This window comes from Mesorhizobium sp. WSM4837 (genome assembly GCF_055811435.1).
Window position 1 is genome coordinate 55376 of sequence record NZ_JBVVQE010000036.1, and the last position, 17307, is coordinate 72682.

14 protein-coding genes are annotated in these 17307 nt (G+C 61.8%); 9 read left to right on the forward strand and 5 right to left on the reverse strand.

Translation table 11 applies throughout. The features are described from left to right. Positions 1–9: 9 nt before the first annotated feature. The gene (locus tag AC0L3D_RS21155; protein WP_023798462.1) at positions 10–888 is read right to left on the reverse strand and encodes a GNAT family N-acetyltransferase; all 879 of its coding nucleotides are present in this window, start codon (positions 886–888) and stop codon (positions 10–12) included. Positions 889–1143: 255 nt separating this feature from the next. Here AC0L3D_RS21155 and argE point away from each other — a divergent pair, with 255 nt between their 5' ends. The 5 genes from argE (at position 1144) to AC0L3D_RS21180 (ending at position 6283) form a co-directional block, all read left to right on the forward strand. Then, a complete protein-coding gene (argE, locus tag AC0L3D_RS21160; protein ID WP_473645725.1) occupies positions 1144–2268 on the forward strand; it encodes an acetylornithine deacetylase in 1125 nt (374 codons plus the stop codon). Positions 2269–2284: 16 nt separating this feature from the next. Continuing rightward, the gene (locus AC0L3D_RS21165) at positions 2285–3208 is read left to right on the forward strand and encodes a 2-hydroxyacid dehydrogenase (protein WP_473645727.1); all 924 of its coding nucleotides are present in this window, start codon (positions 2285–2287) and stop codon (positions 3206–3208) included. Between the two features lie 13 nt (positions 3209–3221). Continuing rightward, positions 3222–3578, forward strand: coding sequence for a cupin domain-containing protein (locus tag AC0L3D_RS21170; RefSeq protein WP_023798459.1), 357 nt, complete (start codon positions 3222–3224; stop codon positions 3576–3578). Between the two features lie 167 nt (positions 3579–3745). Beyond that, complete coding sequence (locus AC0L3D_RS21175; RefSeq protein ID WP_128168248.1) at positions 3746–4789, forward strand: tartrate dehydrogenase; 1044 nt, start codon at positions 3746–3748, stop codon at positions 4787–4789. Between the two features lie 18 nt (positions 4790–4807). Next, positions 4808–6283, forward strand: coding sequence for an NAD-dependent succinate-semialdehyde dehydrogenase (locus tag AC0L3D_RS21180; RefSeq protein ID WP_473645728.1), 1476 nt, complete (start codon positions 4808–4810; stop codon positions 6281–6283). A 555-nt stretch (positions 6284–6838) separates the two neighbouring features. Here the strand turns inward: AC0L3D_RS21180 and AC0L3D_RS21185 are convergent. Further along, on the reverse strand, positions 6839–7528 hold the full coding sequence (locus AC0L3D_RS21185) for a haloacid dehalogenase type II (protein WP_473645730.1): 690 nt from the start codon (positions 7526–7528) through the stop codon (positions 6839–6841). 320 nt (positions 7529–7848) lie between these two features. Between AC0L3D_RS21185 and AC0L3D_RS21190 the strand changes: the two genes are divergently transcribed. Both AC0L3D_RS21190 and AC0L3D_RS21195 read left to right on the forward strand, forming a co-directional pair. Continuing rightward, positions 7849–8691: a GNAT family N-acetyltransferase gene (locus tag AC0L3D_RS21190; protein WP_473645731.1), complete on the forward strand. Its 843-nt coding sequence runs from the start codon at positions 7849–7851 to the stop codon at positions 8689–8691. A 30-nt stretch (positions 8692–8721) separates the two neighbouring features. Next, on the forward strand, positions 8722–10098 hold the full coding sequence (locus AC0L3D_RS21195; protein WP_473645733.1) for an aminotransferase class III-fold pyridoxal phosphate-dependent enzyme: 1377 nt from the start codon (positions 8722–8724) through the stop codon (positions 10096–10098). 40 nt (positions 10099–10138) lie between these two features. Here AC0L3D_RS21195 and AC0L3D_RS21200 read toward each other — a convergent pair whose 3' ends face one another. From AC0L3D_RS21200 to AC0L3D_RS21210, 3 genes are all read right to left on the reverse strand, one after another. Then, positions 10139–10615, reverse strand: coding sequence for an Lrp/AsnC family transcriptional regulator (locus tag AC0L3D_RS21200; RefSeq protein WP_023798454.1), 477 nt, complete (start codon positions 10613–10615; stop codon positions 10139–10141). A gap of 10 nt (positions 10616–10625) precedes the next feature. Continuing rightward, positions 10626–11699 carry a tartrate dehydrogenase gene (locus AC0L3D_RS21205; protein WP_473645734.1) on the reverse strand — a complete coding sequence of 358 codons (1074 nt, stop codon included), beginning with the start codon at positions 11697–11699 and terminating at the stop codon, positions 10626–10628. Between the two features lie 83 nt (positions 11700–11782). Further along, the gene (locus AC0L3D_RS21210; protein WP_473645736.1) at positions 11783–13108 is read right to left on the reverse strand and encodes an NAD(P)/FAD-dependent oxidoreductase; all 1326 of its coding nucleotides are present in this window, start codon (positions 13106–13108) and stop codon (positions 11783–11785) included. A 690-nt stretch (positions 13109–13798) separates the two neighbouring features. Between AC0L3D_RS21210 and AC0L3D_RS21215 the strand changes: the two genes are divergently transcribed. Together AC0L3D_RS21215 and AC0L3D_RS21220 are read left to right on the forward strand one after the other, a co-directional pair. Beyond that, positions 13799–15463: an ABC transporter ATP-binding protein gene (locus tag AC0L3D_RS21215; RefSeq protein ID WP_287223060.1), complete on the forward strand. Its 1665-nt coding sequence runs from the start codon at positions 13799–13801 to the stop codon at positions 15461–15463. A 38-nt stretch (positions 15464–15501) separates the two neighbouring features. Continuing rightward, a complete protein-coding gene (locus tag AC0L3D_RS21220; protein ID WP_287223062.1) occupies positions 15502–17172 on the forward strand; it encodes a peptide ABC transporter substrate-binding protein in 1671 nt (556 codons plus the stop codon). The last annotated feature ends 135 nt before the right edge of the window (positions 17173–17307 follow it).

Sequence of the window (17307 nt, forward strand, 5' to 3'; positions counted from 1 at the left end):
TGCTTGCATTCAGCTCCAGGCGTGGCTGGCCAATCCATAGACCCAGGGCCCGTTGCTTTCGCGGTTCAGAAAGCGGCGGCCTTTGGACATCGTCGTCACGGTCTCGGCAATGCCGAGGCCGCTCTGCTGCAGAAACTCGGCAAACACGCCATCCTTCTCGCGCGTATCGACGCGGGCGAATCGACCTGCCAGCTTCTTCAGATGGACGGCTGTGAGGTGGACCGCGTCCTGGTCGTTTCGGGCTATTGTGGGACCAATCACATGGCCGCGCCCGAACTCGCGACACATGGAATAGCCAACGACCTCGCCGCCGCGACTCAAAGTGGCGATCGAGGCATCCTCCGAGAGCAACGCAAGCAGCCTTGCACGGTTGGTCCCGAATGCGCGCGCGTCCAGTTCGGTGATCTCGCGAAGTCCGCCGCTGGGCAGATCACTTAATTCACCATCCGGAGCTGGCATTGGCGGGAGTTTTTGTGGGATCTCGCCCTGGCGCATGTAGACGATCGCCTCGTTCGTGAAGCCGAGCGAGACATACAGAGGATAGGCGGCATGGGTGGCATTCAGGGCCAGATTGCGATCCCCGCACTGCTCGAGGACCTGGTCCATGAGCCATCGGCCGCCTCCCTGCGCCTGTGCGCGAGGCGTCGTGATCACCAGGCCGATGGTGGCAAAATCGTCCCCTTGGGGAAACCACATCGCGCTTCCGAAGACGCGCCCAATTCCGTCAACGGCGACGATGCCGTGGCCGGCGCGGCGCAACAAATCCCAGTCCTTGGGACGATGCGGCCAGCGGACCGAAATCGATAGTGCATGCAGCAGATCAACATCGACATCATTGATGTCTCGCGCGACCAGTTCAAAGGATTTCAGGCGTACTGATCTCTGCATCTCAGTCGATCCGCTCCTTCAACGAATGTCTTTCAACGAATGCCCAGGGCACGCGGTGCTAAATCCTGGCGCCGATAGCCATGTTTGCGACAGGCCTCATTTGCAGCAGCATTACAGGGAAACGCCAGCAGGTTTCGCTGGTTCGAGGCGTTTTTTCGCAATCTTCAGCCAAAGCACGACGCGATTCGGCAGGGAACACTGCTGCTCAGGGATAGGCTGGTCGCAACCTACAGTGTGCAAGCAGAGCGGACAGCCATGAACGTGGAAGAAATCCTCGCGACCCTGATTGCGTTTCCCTCAGTTGTGGGCACGCCAAACGGTGAGATCGTCGATTGGATCCGCGACTACTGTCAGGCAGCCGGGGCGGAGGTGACGGTTCTGCCCGGTCCCGAGGGCGACCGGTCCAACCTGTTCGTCACGGTCGGCCCGCGTGGCGGTCGGGGCTACGTCATCTCCGGACATATGGATGTCGTGCCGGCCGGCGAGCCGGAATGGAGCTCGGATCCGTTCGTCCTGCGTCGCGAGGGCGGCAGGCTTTACGGCCGCGGCACCACCGACATGAAGGGCTTTCTCGCCTGCGCATTGGCCGCGCTGCCAGGACTTGCGGCAATGAACCTGCGGCGGCCAGTCCATCTCGCATTCTCTTACGACGAAGAGGCGGGGTGCCATGGTGTGCCGCATCTCCTGGCTGCGTTGCCGAGCCTGTGCGAGAGGCCGCTTGGCGCAATTGTCGGCGAGCCCAGCCGGATGCAACCTGTGCGTGCGCACAAGGGAAAGGCCGCGGCGCGGCTCGAGGTGATCGGGCGATCCGGCCATTCGTCACGCCCCGATCTCGGACTCAATGCCGTGCACGCCATGGCCGGCGTCATCACGCACGCGGTGGCATACGGCCAATCCCTCGCCGGCGGCCCGCTCGATCATAATTTCGAGCCCCCATATTCTTCCTTGCAGGTGGGCGTCATCGCCGGTGGACAGGCGGTCAACATCATCGCTGGCCACTGCACAGCCGATATCGAGGTGCGTGCCGTGCCGGGCGTTTCTCCGGCATCCCTGCTCGAGCCGGTCAAAGCACGGCTTTTCGATCTACGCGACAGCGGCTTCGAGGTGGCTTGGCACGAGTTGAGTTCCTATCCTGCCCTTGCGCCGGCGGATGGGAGCAAGCTGGCGGCCGTTCTGACCGAGCTGACCGGGCAGGAGCCGCTCACAGCGGTCAGTTACGGCACCGAGGCCGGACTTTATCAGCAGGCCGGTATCGATGCGATCATTTGCGGCCCTGGCGAAATTTCCCGCGCGCATCGTCCCAATGAATACATCGAGATCGGTGAGCTTGCTGCCTGCCAGAGCATGATCGAGGATCTCGGCGCGTGTCTCGCGGCGTGAACTAGAGGCGGGTTCCATGGCATTCCTTTTCAATTCCGATGTTGCGCGTGCCGCGGTGTTCCGCGAGATCTTCGCGCGCGAACTCCCGGATCTGGAATTCTTCCATTCCGGCGAGGAGATGGAGCCGGAGAAGGTGCGCTATCTCATCACCTGGACGGTGCCGGACGACATCTCCCGCTATCGCAATCTGGAAGTGCTGTTTTCGATCGGAGCCGGCGTCGACCAATTCAAGCAAAACGTTGTGCCAAGCCATGTGAAGCTTGTGCGCATGGTCGAGGACGGCATCATCCGCATGATGCAGGAATACGTCGCGCTTGGCGTGTTGGCGCTCCACCGGGAGATGCCCGCCTATCTCGAGCAGCAGAAGAGGTGCCTCTGGCAGCCGATTGCCGCTCGACAGGCGGCTGAGCGCCGGGTCGGCTTTCTTGGTCTTGGCATGCTGGCGCAGGCGGCAATCGAACGCCTGAAGCCATTCCAGTTTCCGCTTGCCGGGTGGAGCCGCAGCGAAAAGCGGATTGAGGAAGTCACCTGTTTTCACGGCGCCGATCAGTTGCCCCGCTTTCTGAAGCAGACGGACATTCTCGTCTGCCTGCTGCCGCTGACGCCGGAAACCAGCGGCATTCTCGATGCAAAACTCTTCTCCTTGCTACCAGCCGGGGCGCGGCTGCTGCATGTCGGCAGGGGTCCGCAACTCGACCAGGCCGCGCTGATCGACGCGTTCGATACCGGTCACGTAGCTGCGGCGATGCTTGATGTCACTGATCCAGAACCGCTCCCGGAAAACCATCCGCTGTGGTCGCATCCGAAGGTGATGATAACGCCGCACATTGCTTCGGTGACACAACCACATACGGCGGCGCAAGCCGCCGTCGACAACGTCCGGCGCCACCGCGCCGGCGAAGAACTGATCGGCCTCATCGATCGGACACTCGGCTACTAACCAGGAGACCCACATGTCACTGCTGACCACGATTGACACAAATCCCGCCTTCACGCCGAAGGAGGCATTGCCGCTGCCTGAGCGGCTCATTTCCGGCACTCCATCCTTCAAGAGCTGGGCGCAGGATGCCTCGAAAGGTGAGAAGGTTCTGACCGGCGTCTGGGAAGCCACCCCCGGCGAGACGCATTCGATCAAGGGCACCACCTACGAGTTCTGCCATATCCTTTCGGGCCTCATCGAAATCGAGGAGAAGGGCGGCGAGACCAAGACTTACCGCGCCGGCGACAGTTTCGTGATGAAGCCCGGTTTCGTGGGTGTCTGGCGCACGATCGAAACCGTGCGCAAGATCTACGTCTGCGTTTACGACTGAGTTCAGTGCTCAAGGTACGGCCGAGTAGAGCGCGCGGCGGTTCCAGAACAATCGACTTTCCAGGTTCGGCCCGACGCGATTCGACGCTGTCGGGCCGCTCATTCTCGACGAAAAATGCGGCGCGCGGTCCGCTATGGTTCCGCTAGTGCGAATGAGGACCTCGATCGATGAAGACCTATGACATAGCGCTCATCCCCGGCGACGGCATCGGCAAGGACGTGACCGGGGCGGCATGGCAGGTGATGCAGGCCGCGGCCAAACGGGGCGGTTTCGCCCTTGATGGCACACGCTTCCCATGGTCGTGCGCCTACTACCTGGAAACCGGCGCAATGATGCCGCCAGACGGCATCGAGACACTCCGAAAATTCGATGCGATCTATCTCGGCGCTGTAGGCTGGCCCGCGGAAGTACCCGACTCAGTATCGCTTCACGGACTGCTGCTGCCGATCCGGAAAGGGTTCACGCAGTACGCCAACATACGGCCGCACAGGCTGTTGCCGGGCGTTCAGGGGCCCCTCCGCTCCGATGGTTTCGACATCCTGTGCATTCGCGAGAATACGGAAGGCGAATATTCCGGCGCCGGCGGGCGCGTGCATTCCGGCACGGCCAATGAGGTCGCGATTGAGACGTCAATCTTCACGCGTGCCGGTGTCGAACGGATCATGCGTTTCGGTTTCGAACAGGCGCGGGCGCGCGGCAAGAAGCTCGCATCCGTGACCAAATCCAACGCCCAAAAGCATTCCATGGTTTTCTGGGATGAGGTCACGCGTGAGGTGGCGAAGGACTATGCCGATGTCGAGGTCTCGCACTACCACATCGACGCCATTGCCGCCCGCATGGTGCTGGCGCCGGAAAGCCTCGACGTGATCGTCGCCTCGAACCTGTTTGGCGACATCCTCACCGATATTGGAGCGGCCATTCAGGGCGGGCTGGGTTACGCCGCCTCCGCCAATATCAATCCCGATCGCAGTGCGCCTTCCATGTTCGAGCCGGTCCACGGTTCGGCGCCCGACATCGCGCATCTCGGTGTCGCCAATCCGATCGCCGCGATCTGGTCCGGTGCGATGATGCTCGAGCATCTGGGCGAGGGGCATGCTGCGGCAGAAGTGATGTCGGCAATCGAGTCCATAACCGCGCGGGGCATTGGCACGATCGCAGGCAAGGACCGGACTGAAACAATCACGCAAGCCGTGCTTGCGGCGTTGAGCTGAAAGGGCAGAGGAAAGACCATGAATGCGATAACGAAGATTGGCACGTTTGACGATGCGGACCTGTTCCGCCAGCAGGCGTTGATTGGCGGTGTGTGGCGGGAAGCGGATACAAAGGCCGCCGTCGAGGTCACCAACCCTGCCACCCTGGCCGTTCTTGGCAGCGTTCCCGATATGGGCGGCGACGACACCAGGGCCGCTATCGCTGCTGCGGCCGAGGCATTCAAAAGCTGGAAGAAGACGACCCATGCCGAGCGTGCGAGATTGCTGGAGCGATGGCACGACCTCATTCGCCAGCACGAACAGGATTTGGCTCTTCTGCTGACGCTGGAACAGGGTAAGCCGCTTGCCGAGGCATCGGCGGAAATCCGCTACGGCGCATCTTTCGTGAAATGGTTTGCCGAGGAGGCGCGCCGCATCGGTGGCTCGACCATTCCGTCACCCACCGCCGATCGACGCATTCTGGTTCTCAAGGAAGCAGTCGGCGTCTGTGCCATCATCACCCCGTGGAATTTCCCCAACGCGATGATCACGCGCAAAGTAGCACCGGCGCTGGCCGCCGGCTGCACGGTTGTCATCAAGCCGTCGGAATTTACGCCATTCTCGGCGCTGGCGCTCGGCGTCTTGGCGGAGCGGGCGGGCATCCCGGCAGGCGTTATCAACATCGTGACCGGCATGCCGGGAGAGATCGGCAAAGAACTGATGGCCAACGAGACGGTGCGCAAGATCTCGTTCACCGGTTCGACCCGCGTCGGTGCGCTGCTCATGCGTGGCGCGGCCGATAGCATCAAGCGGCTGAGCCTGGAGCTTGGCGGCAACGCGCCCTTTATCGTCTTTGACGACGCCGATCTGGATAACGCAGTTGAAGGGGTGATCGTATCCAAGTTCCGCAATGGCGGTCAAACCTGCGTTTGCGCGAACCGGATTCTCGTGCAGGAAGGCGTTTACGACGCGTTCGCCGAAAAGCTGAGCCAGCGCGTCACGCGGATGAAGGTTGGCGCGGGGACCGACGAGGGCACTGAGATCGGCCCGATGATCAACACGGCCGCGATCGACAAGATCGAGCGTCACATTGCGGATGCGAAGAAGAAAGGCGCGCAGATCCTCGCCCAAAGCGAGGCAGTGCCCGACGGCAGGCAATATGCGCGGCCCGTCGTCCTGGGAGGGGCTACGACCGAGATGCTGCTGGCATCGGAGGAGACCTTCGGTCCGGTGGCGCCGCTTTTTCGCTTCGAGACGGAGGAAGAGGCCATCACGATCGCGAACGCTACGCCGTTCGGCCTTGCCGCCTACTTCTACACCGACGACCTCAAGCGGTCATGGCGCGTCGCCGAGGCGCTGGAGTTCGGCATGGTCGGGCTCAATACCGGCCTGATCTCGACCGAGGTTGCGCCTTTCGGCGGTGTCAAGCAGTCAGGCGTGGGGCGGGAAGGATCGCAGCTCGGCATCGACGAATATCTCGAGGTCAAGACGCTTCATGTTGGCGGGCTTAATTAGAGGCCTTTCGGAGTCGCAACTGCGAACTAAAGTGCGTCGCGTTTGACCGGCCTCATGCGGCCGCTTTAGGTTGTTGTTTATGCTGTCGCTATCGCAAAACCGCTGCACACCCTCGGTCAGGCCCAGGGTCAGGCCTGAGGGCATCCCTTTGCGCGACATGCATTGGAACACAGTCCCTTTCAGCGGCCGATTTTCAGTGGCAATCGCAAACCTCCAAGATTAGCCGAAGCATCCCTCCACTTCGGTCGAGTAGAGGCAATGGTCGCCCATCGCCTCTACTCGACCGAAGTTGGGGTGGCTTATGCCAATCGCCAGCGTTGGAGATTTGGCTGCCCGACCGGCGGGCAGCGAAGGTCCACAATCGTATGGATGCCAGGGTCTGCGCCGCGTCGCTTCGCTCCTTGCTCCGCCCTTGGACGACGAGCGAGGGGTGGTTCGGTCAATCCCGAGGGCATGTTTTTGCGCAACATGCATCAGCAATGAGAAAGGGGCGGTCGAACCGCCCCTATCTCATTTCGATACTTCGGATGCCGCGATGGCCGACGCCCGCCAGCCTCAAGCAACTTCCCGAACGGGATCCAGGCCGACAGCGGCGGCCAGCCCGCCGATATCCTTGATCTCGGTATATTCGTAGAAGGGGTTCGCGGGCTCGTGGCCGCGGTTCACCCAGACCTTGCTCTTGATGCCAAGATCGTAGGCGGTCATGAGATCGTAGCGGAATGAGGAGGAGACGTGGGTAATGTCCTCCGGGCCGCAGCCGAGCTTGTCGAGCATGTATTCAAAGCCCTTCATCAGCGGCTTGTAGGCGCCAACCTCTTCGGCGGTGATGACGGTGTGGAAGGGCGCGCCGAGCTTTTCCACATTCGACATGATCAGGCTGTTCATGGAATTGGACAGGATCACCAGTGGGATTTCCTTGGCCACTCTGGACAGGCCAGCCGGGACGTCGGGGTGCGGACCCCAGGTCGGCACTTCGTCATAGATGCGTTGGGCATCTTCGGGTTTGAACTGGATACCGATGCGCTTGCAGCTGCGTTCGATGGAATTCTGCACCACCTCGAGGAAGGGTTTCCATGCCCCCAGCACCTCGTCAAGGCGATAGCCTCTAAAAGCCTCCACGAAGCTGGCCATCGCCTCTGGGGAGAGGCGCTCGCCGTAGACGCGCCGCGCCGCGCCGGCCATATCGAAATTGGTGAGCGTGCCGTAGCAATCGAAAGTGATGTATTTCGGTCTGAACGTCGACATGGCGACCATCCTCCTGGTTTTCTCGGCACAGCGTGCCTGTACCACAATCAGCATAGTCGGAGATCTGGAAGACTAACGGCCGCATTCGCCGCGACCTGAAGCAGATCGTTTCGTATTGCATCGCCGGTTTGGCAGAGAGTTGCGCCAGCTGTCCTTTCGAGCTTTGGGAGCAGCGCGGCGTGTCGGCCATGCTTCGGCAGAAGATGCGGCACGAGCGGCGAAGGATAGTGAAAACGGGTCGCGCTTGGCTGCCGGTCGGGAGGAACTGCTGTCTTTGGTGGTCTACCGTCAGCACTGAAGACGAAGGCTGGAAATTCATCATGACCACACGACAGATCATCCTTGAAGAGATGACACCGGGGCACCTGGAAGGTGCTGTCGAGTTGTCTCGCCAAGTCAATTGGCCGCATCGCCGCGAGGATTGGGAACTGGCCCAGTCGGTCAGCCGGGGGATCGTCGCTCTGGAAGAACAACGCGTGGTGGCGACGATCATGATGACCCCCTACGGCGACAATGCCGCCGCCATCAACATGGTGATCGTCGATGCGGCCATGCGCGGCCGCGGACTCGGCCGAAAGATGATGGAAGAGGCGCTGGCGAAGGCGGGTGAGCGCACCTGTTGCCTGACGGCGACACGGGAAGGCCTGCCGCTCTATGAGAAGCTGGGCTTCGTCACGACTGGCGAGATCGTGCAGCATCAGGGCGAGGCGTTGGCAGTTTCGGCGCCGGCCCGTGTATCCTGGGCAGAGAGCGGCGATCTTGCTCGTATCGAGGTGCTGGATCGCGAGGCATTTGGCCATGACCGTTCGGCGCTGATGAGGCGGCTTTTCGAGCGCGCGAAGCTCGCTGTCATTCGCGATGAAGGCAATACCCAGGCCTTTTCCGCCATCCGGCCATTCGGCCGGGGGCTGGTCATTGGCCCGGTGGTGGCGAGAAACGGTACCGAGGCCAAGGCCCTGATCGACTTTCTGCTCGCCCATCATCAGGGCAAGTTCGTGCGTGTCGATACCGACGTCTCAACGGATCTTGCTGAATGGCTCACCGGGCGCGGGCTCGCGCACGTCGGCGGGGGGATCACGATGCGACGCTCAATGGCCACGCACAGGGAAAGCAAGCCGGCGCATCATCGCACATATGCGTTGGTCAGTCAGGCACTTGGTTAAATCAGGCAATCGGTTGAATCGGAGGAAGAAATGCTGGCAAATTCACTGATCGAACTCGATCGCGCGCATCTGGTTCACCCGTTTTCATGCTATCGGAGCCACGAGGAGACGGGCGTGCGGGTGCTCAAATCCGCCAAGGGCGCAACGGTGACCGATGCAAGCGGGAAAACCCTGCTGGACGGATTCGCCGGTCTATGGTGTGTAAACATCGGCTACGGCCAGGAAAGTGTCGTTGAAGCAGCCGCAAAGCAGCTGAGAGAACTTCCCTATGCGACGGGATATTTCGGGCTGGGATCCGAGCCTGCCATTCGCCTTGCTGCCAGGCTTGCCGAACTGGCGCCCGGCGATTTGAACCATGTCTATTTCACGCTTGGCGGCTCCGACGCAATCGACAGCACGATCCGCTTCATTCGCTATTACCACCATGCCAAGGGCACGCCGCAGAAGGACCAGTTCATCTCGGTCGAGCATGGCTACCATGGCTCCTCGACGGCAGGGTCAGGCCTGACCGCGATTCCGGCTTTCCATGCGGGTTTCGGCGTGCCTTACGACTGGCAGCACAAGATTCCCTCGCACTATGCCTATCGCAATCCGCTCGGTTCCGACCCGCAGGCGATCATCGATGCATCGGTCGCGGCCCTGCGCGCCAAAATCGCGGAACTCGGCGCTGGCCGCGTTGCCGCCTTCTACGCCGAACCCATCCAGGGTTCGGGCGGTGTCCTCGTTCCACCGACAGGCTGGCTGAAGGCTCTGCACGCCGTGTGCAAGGAACATGACATCTTGTTCGTCGTCGACGAAGTCATCACTGCCTTTGGCCGTACAGGCCCTCTCTTCGCCTGTGAGGAAGACGAGGTCGTGCCGGATCTCATGACCACGGCGAAGGGACTGACCTCCGGCTACGTGCCTATGGGCGCCGTCTTCATCTCGGACCATGTGTACAATACGATCGCAGACGGAGCCGGCAAAGCGCCTGTCGGCCATGGCTATACTTATTCGGCCCATCCCGTGAGCGCGGCGGTCGGGCTCGAATGCCTGCGTCTCTACGAAGACAGCTTGCTCGAGAACGGGCGCAAGGCCGGCAAGCGCCTGATGGAAGGCCTTCGCTCGCTCGCCGACCACCCGCTGGTTGGCGACATTCGCGGCCGTGGCATGCTGGCAGCAATCGAGTTGGTCACCGACAAGGAGCGCAAGACGCCGCTGCCGGCGGCGGCCGATCCGGGGCCCCGCATCTTCGAGCGCGCGTGGGCGAACGGCCTTGTCATCCGCGCCTTCAACAGCGGCATCCTCGGCTTTGCGCCGCCGCTCTGCTGCACCGATGACGATATTGATGGAATCCTCGAACGCACCCGTATGACCCTGGATCAAACCCTCGAGGACCAGGACGTGCGGTCGGCGATGAAGGGATGATCGTCCAGGCTGCCGCCGCATGCGCGCGGCAGCCTCTTTCTCATCTGTCGAATATCGCGTCGAGAGGCAAATGGGATTTGACGATCGGTGACTTCAGCACGACGAAGCTGAAATATTTGTCGATTCCGATATCCAGTTCGATCATGCGCTCCATGATCGTCTGGTACTCGCTGATGCCCGCTGTGACAAACTTCACAAGGTAGTCGTAACCGCCTGATACCAGATGGCATTCGATGACAGAATCGACCTTCTGGATTGCGGTGAGAAATCTCGCGAAGTCGTTCTGTTGATGGTGCTTGAGCGTGACTTCGGTGAAGATCGTCAGAGTCTGCCCGAGCTTGGACACATCGATCTGGGCGGAATAGCCGGTGATGAAGCCTTCCGTCTGAAGCTTCTTCACCCGCATCAGGCAAGGGCTCGGTGAAAGGTTCACCAGGTCGGCGAGCTCGACATTCGTGACCCGCCCGTTCTTCTGCAGTTGGGATAAGATCTTGATGTCGATCTTGTCGAGCTTCATTGGAAACCTGTCAAACGTTGGAACCGCGGATCGTCCGGCAGACGGCGTCCGTCACCTCCTGCGTGGTCGCTGTCCCTCCCACGTCCGGCGTCAGCACGCCCTCACTCGTCACCGATTCCACAGCGTTCATCAACCGGACGGAAGCTGCGCTCTCGCCCAAATGTTCGAGCATCTGGGCAGCGGTCCAGAAGGTGGCGACCGGGTTGGCAATACCCTTGCCGGCGATGTCGAATGCCGAGCCGTGAATTGGCTCGAACATCGAGGGATAGCGCCGCTCGGGATCAATGTTGGCGGTCGGTGCAACGCCGAGGCTGCCCGCGAGCGCGCCCGCAAGGTCCGACAATATGTCGGCGTGGAGATTGGTGGCGACGATGGTATCGAGGCTCCGCGGTTTCAACGTCATACGCACTGTCATAGCATCGACCAGCATCTTGTCCCAGGAGACGTCCGGAAATTCCGGCGCGACCTCGGCTGCGATTTCGTCCCACATTACCATGCCGTGACGCTGCGCGTTGGATTTTGTAACGACTGTCAGGAGCTTTCGCGGCCGTGATTGCGCCAGCCGGAATGCATAGCGCATGATGCGGGTGACGCCGACGCGCGTGAAGATCGCGACCTCGGTTCCGACCTCCTCGGGGAGGCCGCGATGGGCTCGGCCGCCGTGGCCCGAATACTCGCCCTCGGAATTCTCCCGCACGATCACCCAATCCAGATCGCCAGGGCCAACGCCCGCCAGCGGCGAAACAATACCGGGCAATATCCTGGTCGGCCGCACGTTCGCGTATTGATCAAAGCCCTGACAAATCGGCAGCCGGAGGCCCCAGAGCGTGATGTCGTCGGGCACATCGGGAGCGCCTACCGCGCCAAAGAAGATAGCGTCGAAGCGCTTCAGTTGCGCCACCCCATCTTCGGGCATCATCCGACCATGCGCCTTGTAGTAGTCTGAGCCCCAGTCGAAGTGCTGGACGCGCAGCTTGAAGTCGCCGCAGCGCCGCTGCAGCGCCTCAAGCGCCTGGAGTCCGGCGGCAATGACCTCTGGGCCGATCCCGTCGGCTGGAATGGCGGCAATCTCATATTCGCGCATCGTCAGTTTCCCTGTTTTCAGTGCTGGCCGCCTCGCGGCCTCGATCTCGTGTGCGACCTGATGTAGCTTGGCAAACGGTCTTCTCAGAATTCAGCGACCTTGCCCCACGCAGCTGTCTTCAGACGCTCCGGCCTATAGGGACGCGGATCGACGATCGGCTCGCTGCCGGTGATGATATCGGCGATCATGTGTCCAGCGCCGGGGCCAATCCCGAAGCCGTGGCCGCTAAATCCCGCGGCGAGAAGAAAGCCCGGAATCCCCTCCACTTCACCAATTGCCGGGACGCCATCGGGCGTGCTGTCGACATAGCCCGCCCAAGCATGAGAAATCGCGACGCGCTGGAACTCGGGCAGCAATTCGCAGGCTCTTTGATAGGTCAGGCGAATCTGCCTCATGTCAGGTTTGGGGTCGAGAATCCGATTCCGTTCCATTGGAGTCACGTCGTCAAGTACCCATTTCCTCAGGCTTTCATGACCTTGACGCCAGCCCTCGAACGCTCCCGGGGCCAGACTGCGCCAGCGGCGGGCGAACATGGGCACGAACTCGCGGCTGAACCTGAGCTGCTGCGGCGTTGGATCGACTCGCGCCCGCCCGCTGATCGCCAGCGCGTATCCACCGTTGCTGCGCCGCGTCAGCGAGACGCGCGCGGTATGCAGGGCATCCGGCAGGCCTTCTGCGCCCGGCGCTACGGATAGAATGGATTGACGCACGGCAGCTTGCGGGAAACGAATACCAAGCTGGTTGCAGAAGGAGGAAGCCCACGCGCCTCCGGCCATGACCACGGTGGTTGTCCGGATGGTCCCGGCTTCTGTAACGACGCCGCTGACCCGGCCGGCGCTCAGCTCCAGCCCGCGCGCCGCGCAATTCTGATGTACCGTGCCGCCGGCCGCCATGATGCCGCGCGCGGCGACGGGCACCGCCTTTGAAGGATCCGCCGTTCCGTCACTTGGCGAGAACACGCCGCCTTTCCATTTGCGGCCGGTCGCCTTGCCGCGTTCGGTGGCTTCTTCCGCGCTCAGCACATGCGTCGTGACGCCAACCGTTCTTGCGAAATCGCGCCACTTTGCCCAGCCTGCCAACTCGTTTTCGTCCTGCGAGAGATAGAGCAGGCCGCAGCGGCGGAAGCCGGTGTCCTCGCCGGTCTCCAGCGCCACTTTCTCCCAGAGATCGAGGCTCTTGGTTGCCATCGGCAACTCGCGTGCGTCACGGTTCTGCTGACGGCACCAGCCCCAGTTGCGGCTGGACTGTTCGGCGGCAACGCGCCCCTTCTCCAGAAGGGCAACGCTCACGCCACGGCGTGCGAGATAATAGGCCGTGAATACGCCGACCACGCCGCCGCCGATGACGACGACGTCCGCCTCGCGAGGCAGGGATGGGCTGGACTCCATGTGAATGAGCGGCGCGGGCATGGATGGGACTCCGGTAAATTTGAAACATCCTAGCCTGCGGCCCGCAGAGGCAGGCTGCGGAGTTCATGCCTGGACGGAATTTCCTGCGGTTTGCAGCCCTTGGAACAGGCAATTGTTGCCGAAAAGCGCTCGCTGGCCCCAACCTCGCAGGGGCAAGCAGGAGTACACTTCATCCAGTCGCGTGATCTGCGGCATGGGCTTTTCGGGACGCGGCGCGCAGTGACGCAAGGCCCGTCGCGCACAAATTAGCGGAAGAAGGACCTGGTTGTCTGATCCCGGTTTTCTGCGCCGGAACGGGAGCAGAGTGAAATGCCGAACCTGACGTTCTTTTCAGAAGTTCCTGCCGCCCGAGGGCCTAATTTCGACGACTATGCGGAGACAGAACAGTCAAACTGGCTGAAAGAACGGAGCAACCCCTTCCTTATAACGGGTAAGCTCCAGAGGACTTCCGATAGGCAGGGCTTACGCCTTCGGAGAGTTCTCCAACAAAAGGGAACAGTGTCCGGTTCACGGACCGAATTTCATCAAGGGAGCCGCCAGGATGAGCAGAATCCGTCTCTCACAGCCTCAGCGCTCGAAGCGCCGAGACGGCCAGACGACGGACGCTATGGTGAGGCGCTTCTGCTCAAAGCGCGATGATGTGGTCCGCAACAGTGTGGACCCGCTCGGTTCAAACGGGAGATGATCGCAATGGTCGCAACGATCCAGCCTGTAGCCCCCGCCGATGTGGCGCTTTCGGTGCGCGACCTCACGGTGAATTTGCCGAAGGGCATGGAACGGACTTATGCCGTCGAGAACATCTCCTTTGATCTGAAACGCGGCCAGATCCTGTGCGTCATTGGCGAATCCGGATCCGGCAAGTCGGTCACCGCGAACGCCATCATGGGGTTGCTGCCCAACGTGATCCGCGTCTCCTCGGGCGCCATCCACCTCGATGGAATGAACATCGTAGGCATGCCGCAGGACAAGCTGCGCAGCCTGCGCGGCCGAGTGGTGTCGATGATCTTCCAGGACCCGCTGTCGGCGCTCAATCCCTTGATGACCGTGGGTGCACAGATCGACGAGGTCATGGCGGCGCACGGCGTCGGCACTCCGAAATCCCGTCGCGGCCGCGCTGTCGGGCTGCTGACCGAAGTGGGGCTGCCGGACCCGGAACTCATGTACCACCAGTATCCGTTCCGCCTCTCCGGCGGGCAGCGGCAGCGGGTGATGATCGCCATGGCGCTGGCACTCGAGCCGACGATCCTGATCGCGGATGAACCGACGACCGCGCTCGACGTGACCACGCAGGCACAGATTCTGGAGCTGATCCGCGACATTCAGCGCCGCAAGGGAATGAGCGTCATGTTCATCACCCATGACTTCGGGGTGGTGGCCGAGATCGCAGACAGCGTCGTCGTGATGGAGAAGGGTCACATCGTCGAGCAGGGTAGCGCTCAGCAGGTCCTGAAGTCGCCGGGCCATCCCTACACAAGGCGCCTTATCGCAGCCGTCCCGCACCTGACCGGTGAGGACCGCGTTCCCCTGGAGACGGCCGACAAAGCGCCGATCCTGAAGGTCGAAGGCCTGATGAAGACCTACCGCAGCGGCAGTTCCCTGTTCAGCGCGCAGCGCGTCGTGCCCGCGGTCAACGAGGTCTCGTTCGATCTGGCGCCCGGGCGCACGCTGGGCGTTGTCGGCGAAAGTGGTTCCGGCAAATCGTCGCTTGGTCGGCTTTTGATCAAGCTGCTGGACAGCGACGGCGGCGGGATTCTGTTCGAGGGCCGCGACATCGCCAAGCTTTCCGAAGCCGAATTCCGCCCGCTGCGGCCGCGGGTCCAGATGATCTTCCAGGATCCCTTCGCCTCGCTCAACCCGCGCTCGACGATCGGCCACATCCTGACCGTTGGCCCGGTCGCCCACGGCACGCCCTATGCCCAGGCGCGTGAAGAGGCGAAGGCGCTGCTGGCCCATGTCGGCCTCGATGCCGGCGCCTTTGATCGCTTTCCGCATGAATTTTCCGGTGGACAGCGCCAGCGCATCGGTATCGCCCGGGCACTGATGTTCAAGCCGAAGCTGCTGATCGCCGACGAAGCTGTCTCGGCGCTGGACGTGTCGATCCAGGCCCAGATCCTGCAGCTGCTCGACCAGATCCAGCGAGAGACCGGCGTTTCGATGATCTTCATCACCCACGATTTGCGCGTCGCCAGCCAGATCTGCGACGAAATCGCGGTGATGCAGAAAGGGCGGATCGTCGAACGGGGACCGCCATCGCAAATCTTCCTCGACCCGCAATCAGCCTACACACGTGAGCTGGTGGCGGCGATTCCTGGAGAGCAGCCGGGATCTACCCGTCCGGTTGCAGCAAATGGGTAAGAGCCACGGCGGATACCGCCAGAACAAGGGGAATTCCAATGACTGAACACTCAAACACCAAATCAAACTACTCGCGACGCGATGCACTGCGGTTGATGGCGATAGGCGGGGCTGCAGGCCTCATTGCGCCCAATCTGTTGGGCAAACCCGCCTTCGCCCAGAAGCCTCCAGCGAGCCCAACCGGCCGCGTCGTCGTCGGATTTTCGCAGGAACCCACCGTCTTCAATCCACTGATGCCGCATACCGAGTGCGACGACGCTGTGCATTTCTCGGTGTTTGATGCACTCGTTCGCATGGACCCTAAGGGTGTTCTTCAGCCCAATCTCGTTGTCGAAGTGCCCAGCCAGAAAAACGGCGGCATTTCAGAGGACGGACTTGTGTGGCGCATCCGCCTGCGTGATGACGTCCGCTGGCACGACGGCGAGCCTTTCACTGCCGATGACGTGAAATTCACTCTCGAGCTCATCACCAATCCGAAATTCCGCGCGTGGCGCACGGCGGGCCATTCCCTGGTGCGCGATATCAAGGTGGTCTCGCCGACCGAGCTCACCTGGCGGATGGAGGAGGCTTTCGCCCCCTATTTGTCGTTTCTCGCCGAAACCTTCATGGTTCCCAAGCACATCCTCGAAAAAGAGGCCGACCCCAACGCCGCCGCCTTCAATCAGGCGCCTGTCGGCACTGGCGCATTCAAATGGGCGCAGCGCACTGCCGGCGACCATATCGAACTCGTCGCGAACGCGGATTATGCCGGGGAGGGTCCCTATTTGGAGCGGCTCGTCTTCAAATACATCCCCGACATGACAGTGCTCTATACCCAGTTCAAGAGCGGCGACATCGATCTTGTCGACCAGGCATTCATAACCGCCGACCACTACGCGGAAGCCAGCAAACTATCGGATCGGGTGGTCATGTTGGAGCGCGGGTCATCGGTCGAGTCGATCTATCTCAATCTTGAGAAGCCGCAATTCAAGGATCCGGCGGTCCGCCAGGCGCTCTACGCCGCAATCGACAGGAAAGCGATCCTCGAAGCACTTTATTACGGGGTCCACACCCCTACCGAGACGTTCATGCCGCAGAATTCCTACTACTACAATCCGAACCTGCCGGCGCAGGAGTTCAACATCGAGCGCGCGGGCCAGATCCTCGACGAGGCCGGCTGGGTGCCCGGAGCCGATGGAATACGGGCGAAGGACGGGGTGCGTCTGTCGTTCGCCAACTCCACCACTTCCGGCAACCATTTGCGCGAGCAGACGCAGCAGTTCCTGCAGCAGACATTCGCCGAGATCGGCGTCGAGATGACCATCTCGAACCTGCCGGCCGCCGTCATGTGGGGCGATTTCTGGCTCAAATCGCAGTTCGAGTCAGCCATCTCCGGTGTAACCAATCTCATCGCGGGCGACCCCGACGTTTTCAACCGCCTGCATACCAAGGCGATCGTCGCCAAGGGCGGAAAGGGCTCGAACACAGGCCAATACTCCAACCCGGAGGTCGATGCGCTGCTCGAGAAGGGCGCCCGCACCTTCGATCGGGAACAGCGGCGCGCCATCTATCTGCGCGTGCAGGAAATCGTCCGTCAGGATCTGCCGTTCCTGCCTCTGTTTGCCTACACCAACGTGTTTGGCTGCAAGGAGGGGCTGGAGGGTTTCGAGGCAAATTCCAACACCCGCGTCGCATCCTGGCATGCCGCCGGATGGTATTGGAAGGCCTGACATCCATACGCCGCGGGGGGGGGCCGGGGGGGGGGGGGGGGCGGGCCGGGCGGGTGGGTGGGGGGGGGATAAGTAGGGGGAGGGGGCGCGGCCCGGCACCCCCCGACCGACAGCAGAACGGCAGAAGCGGCGGGG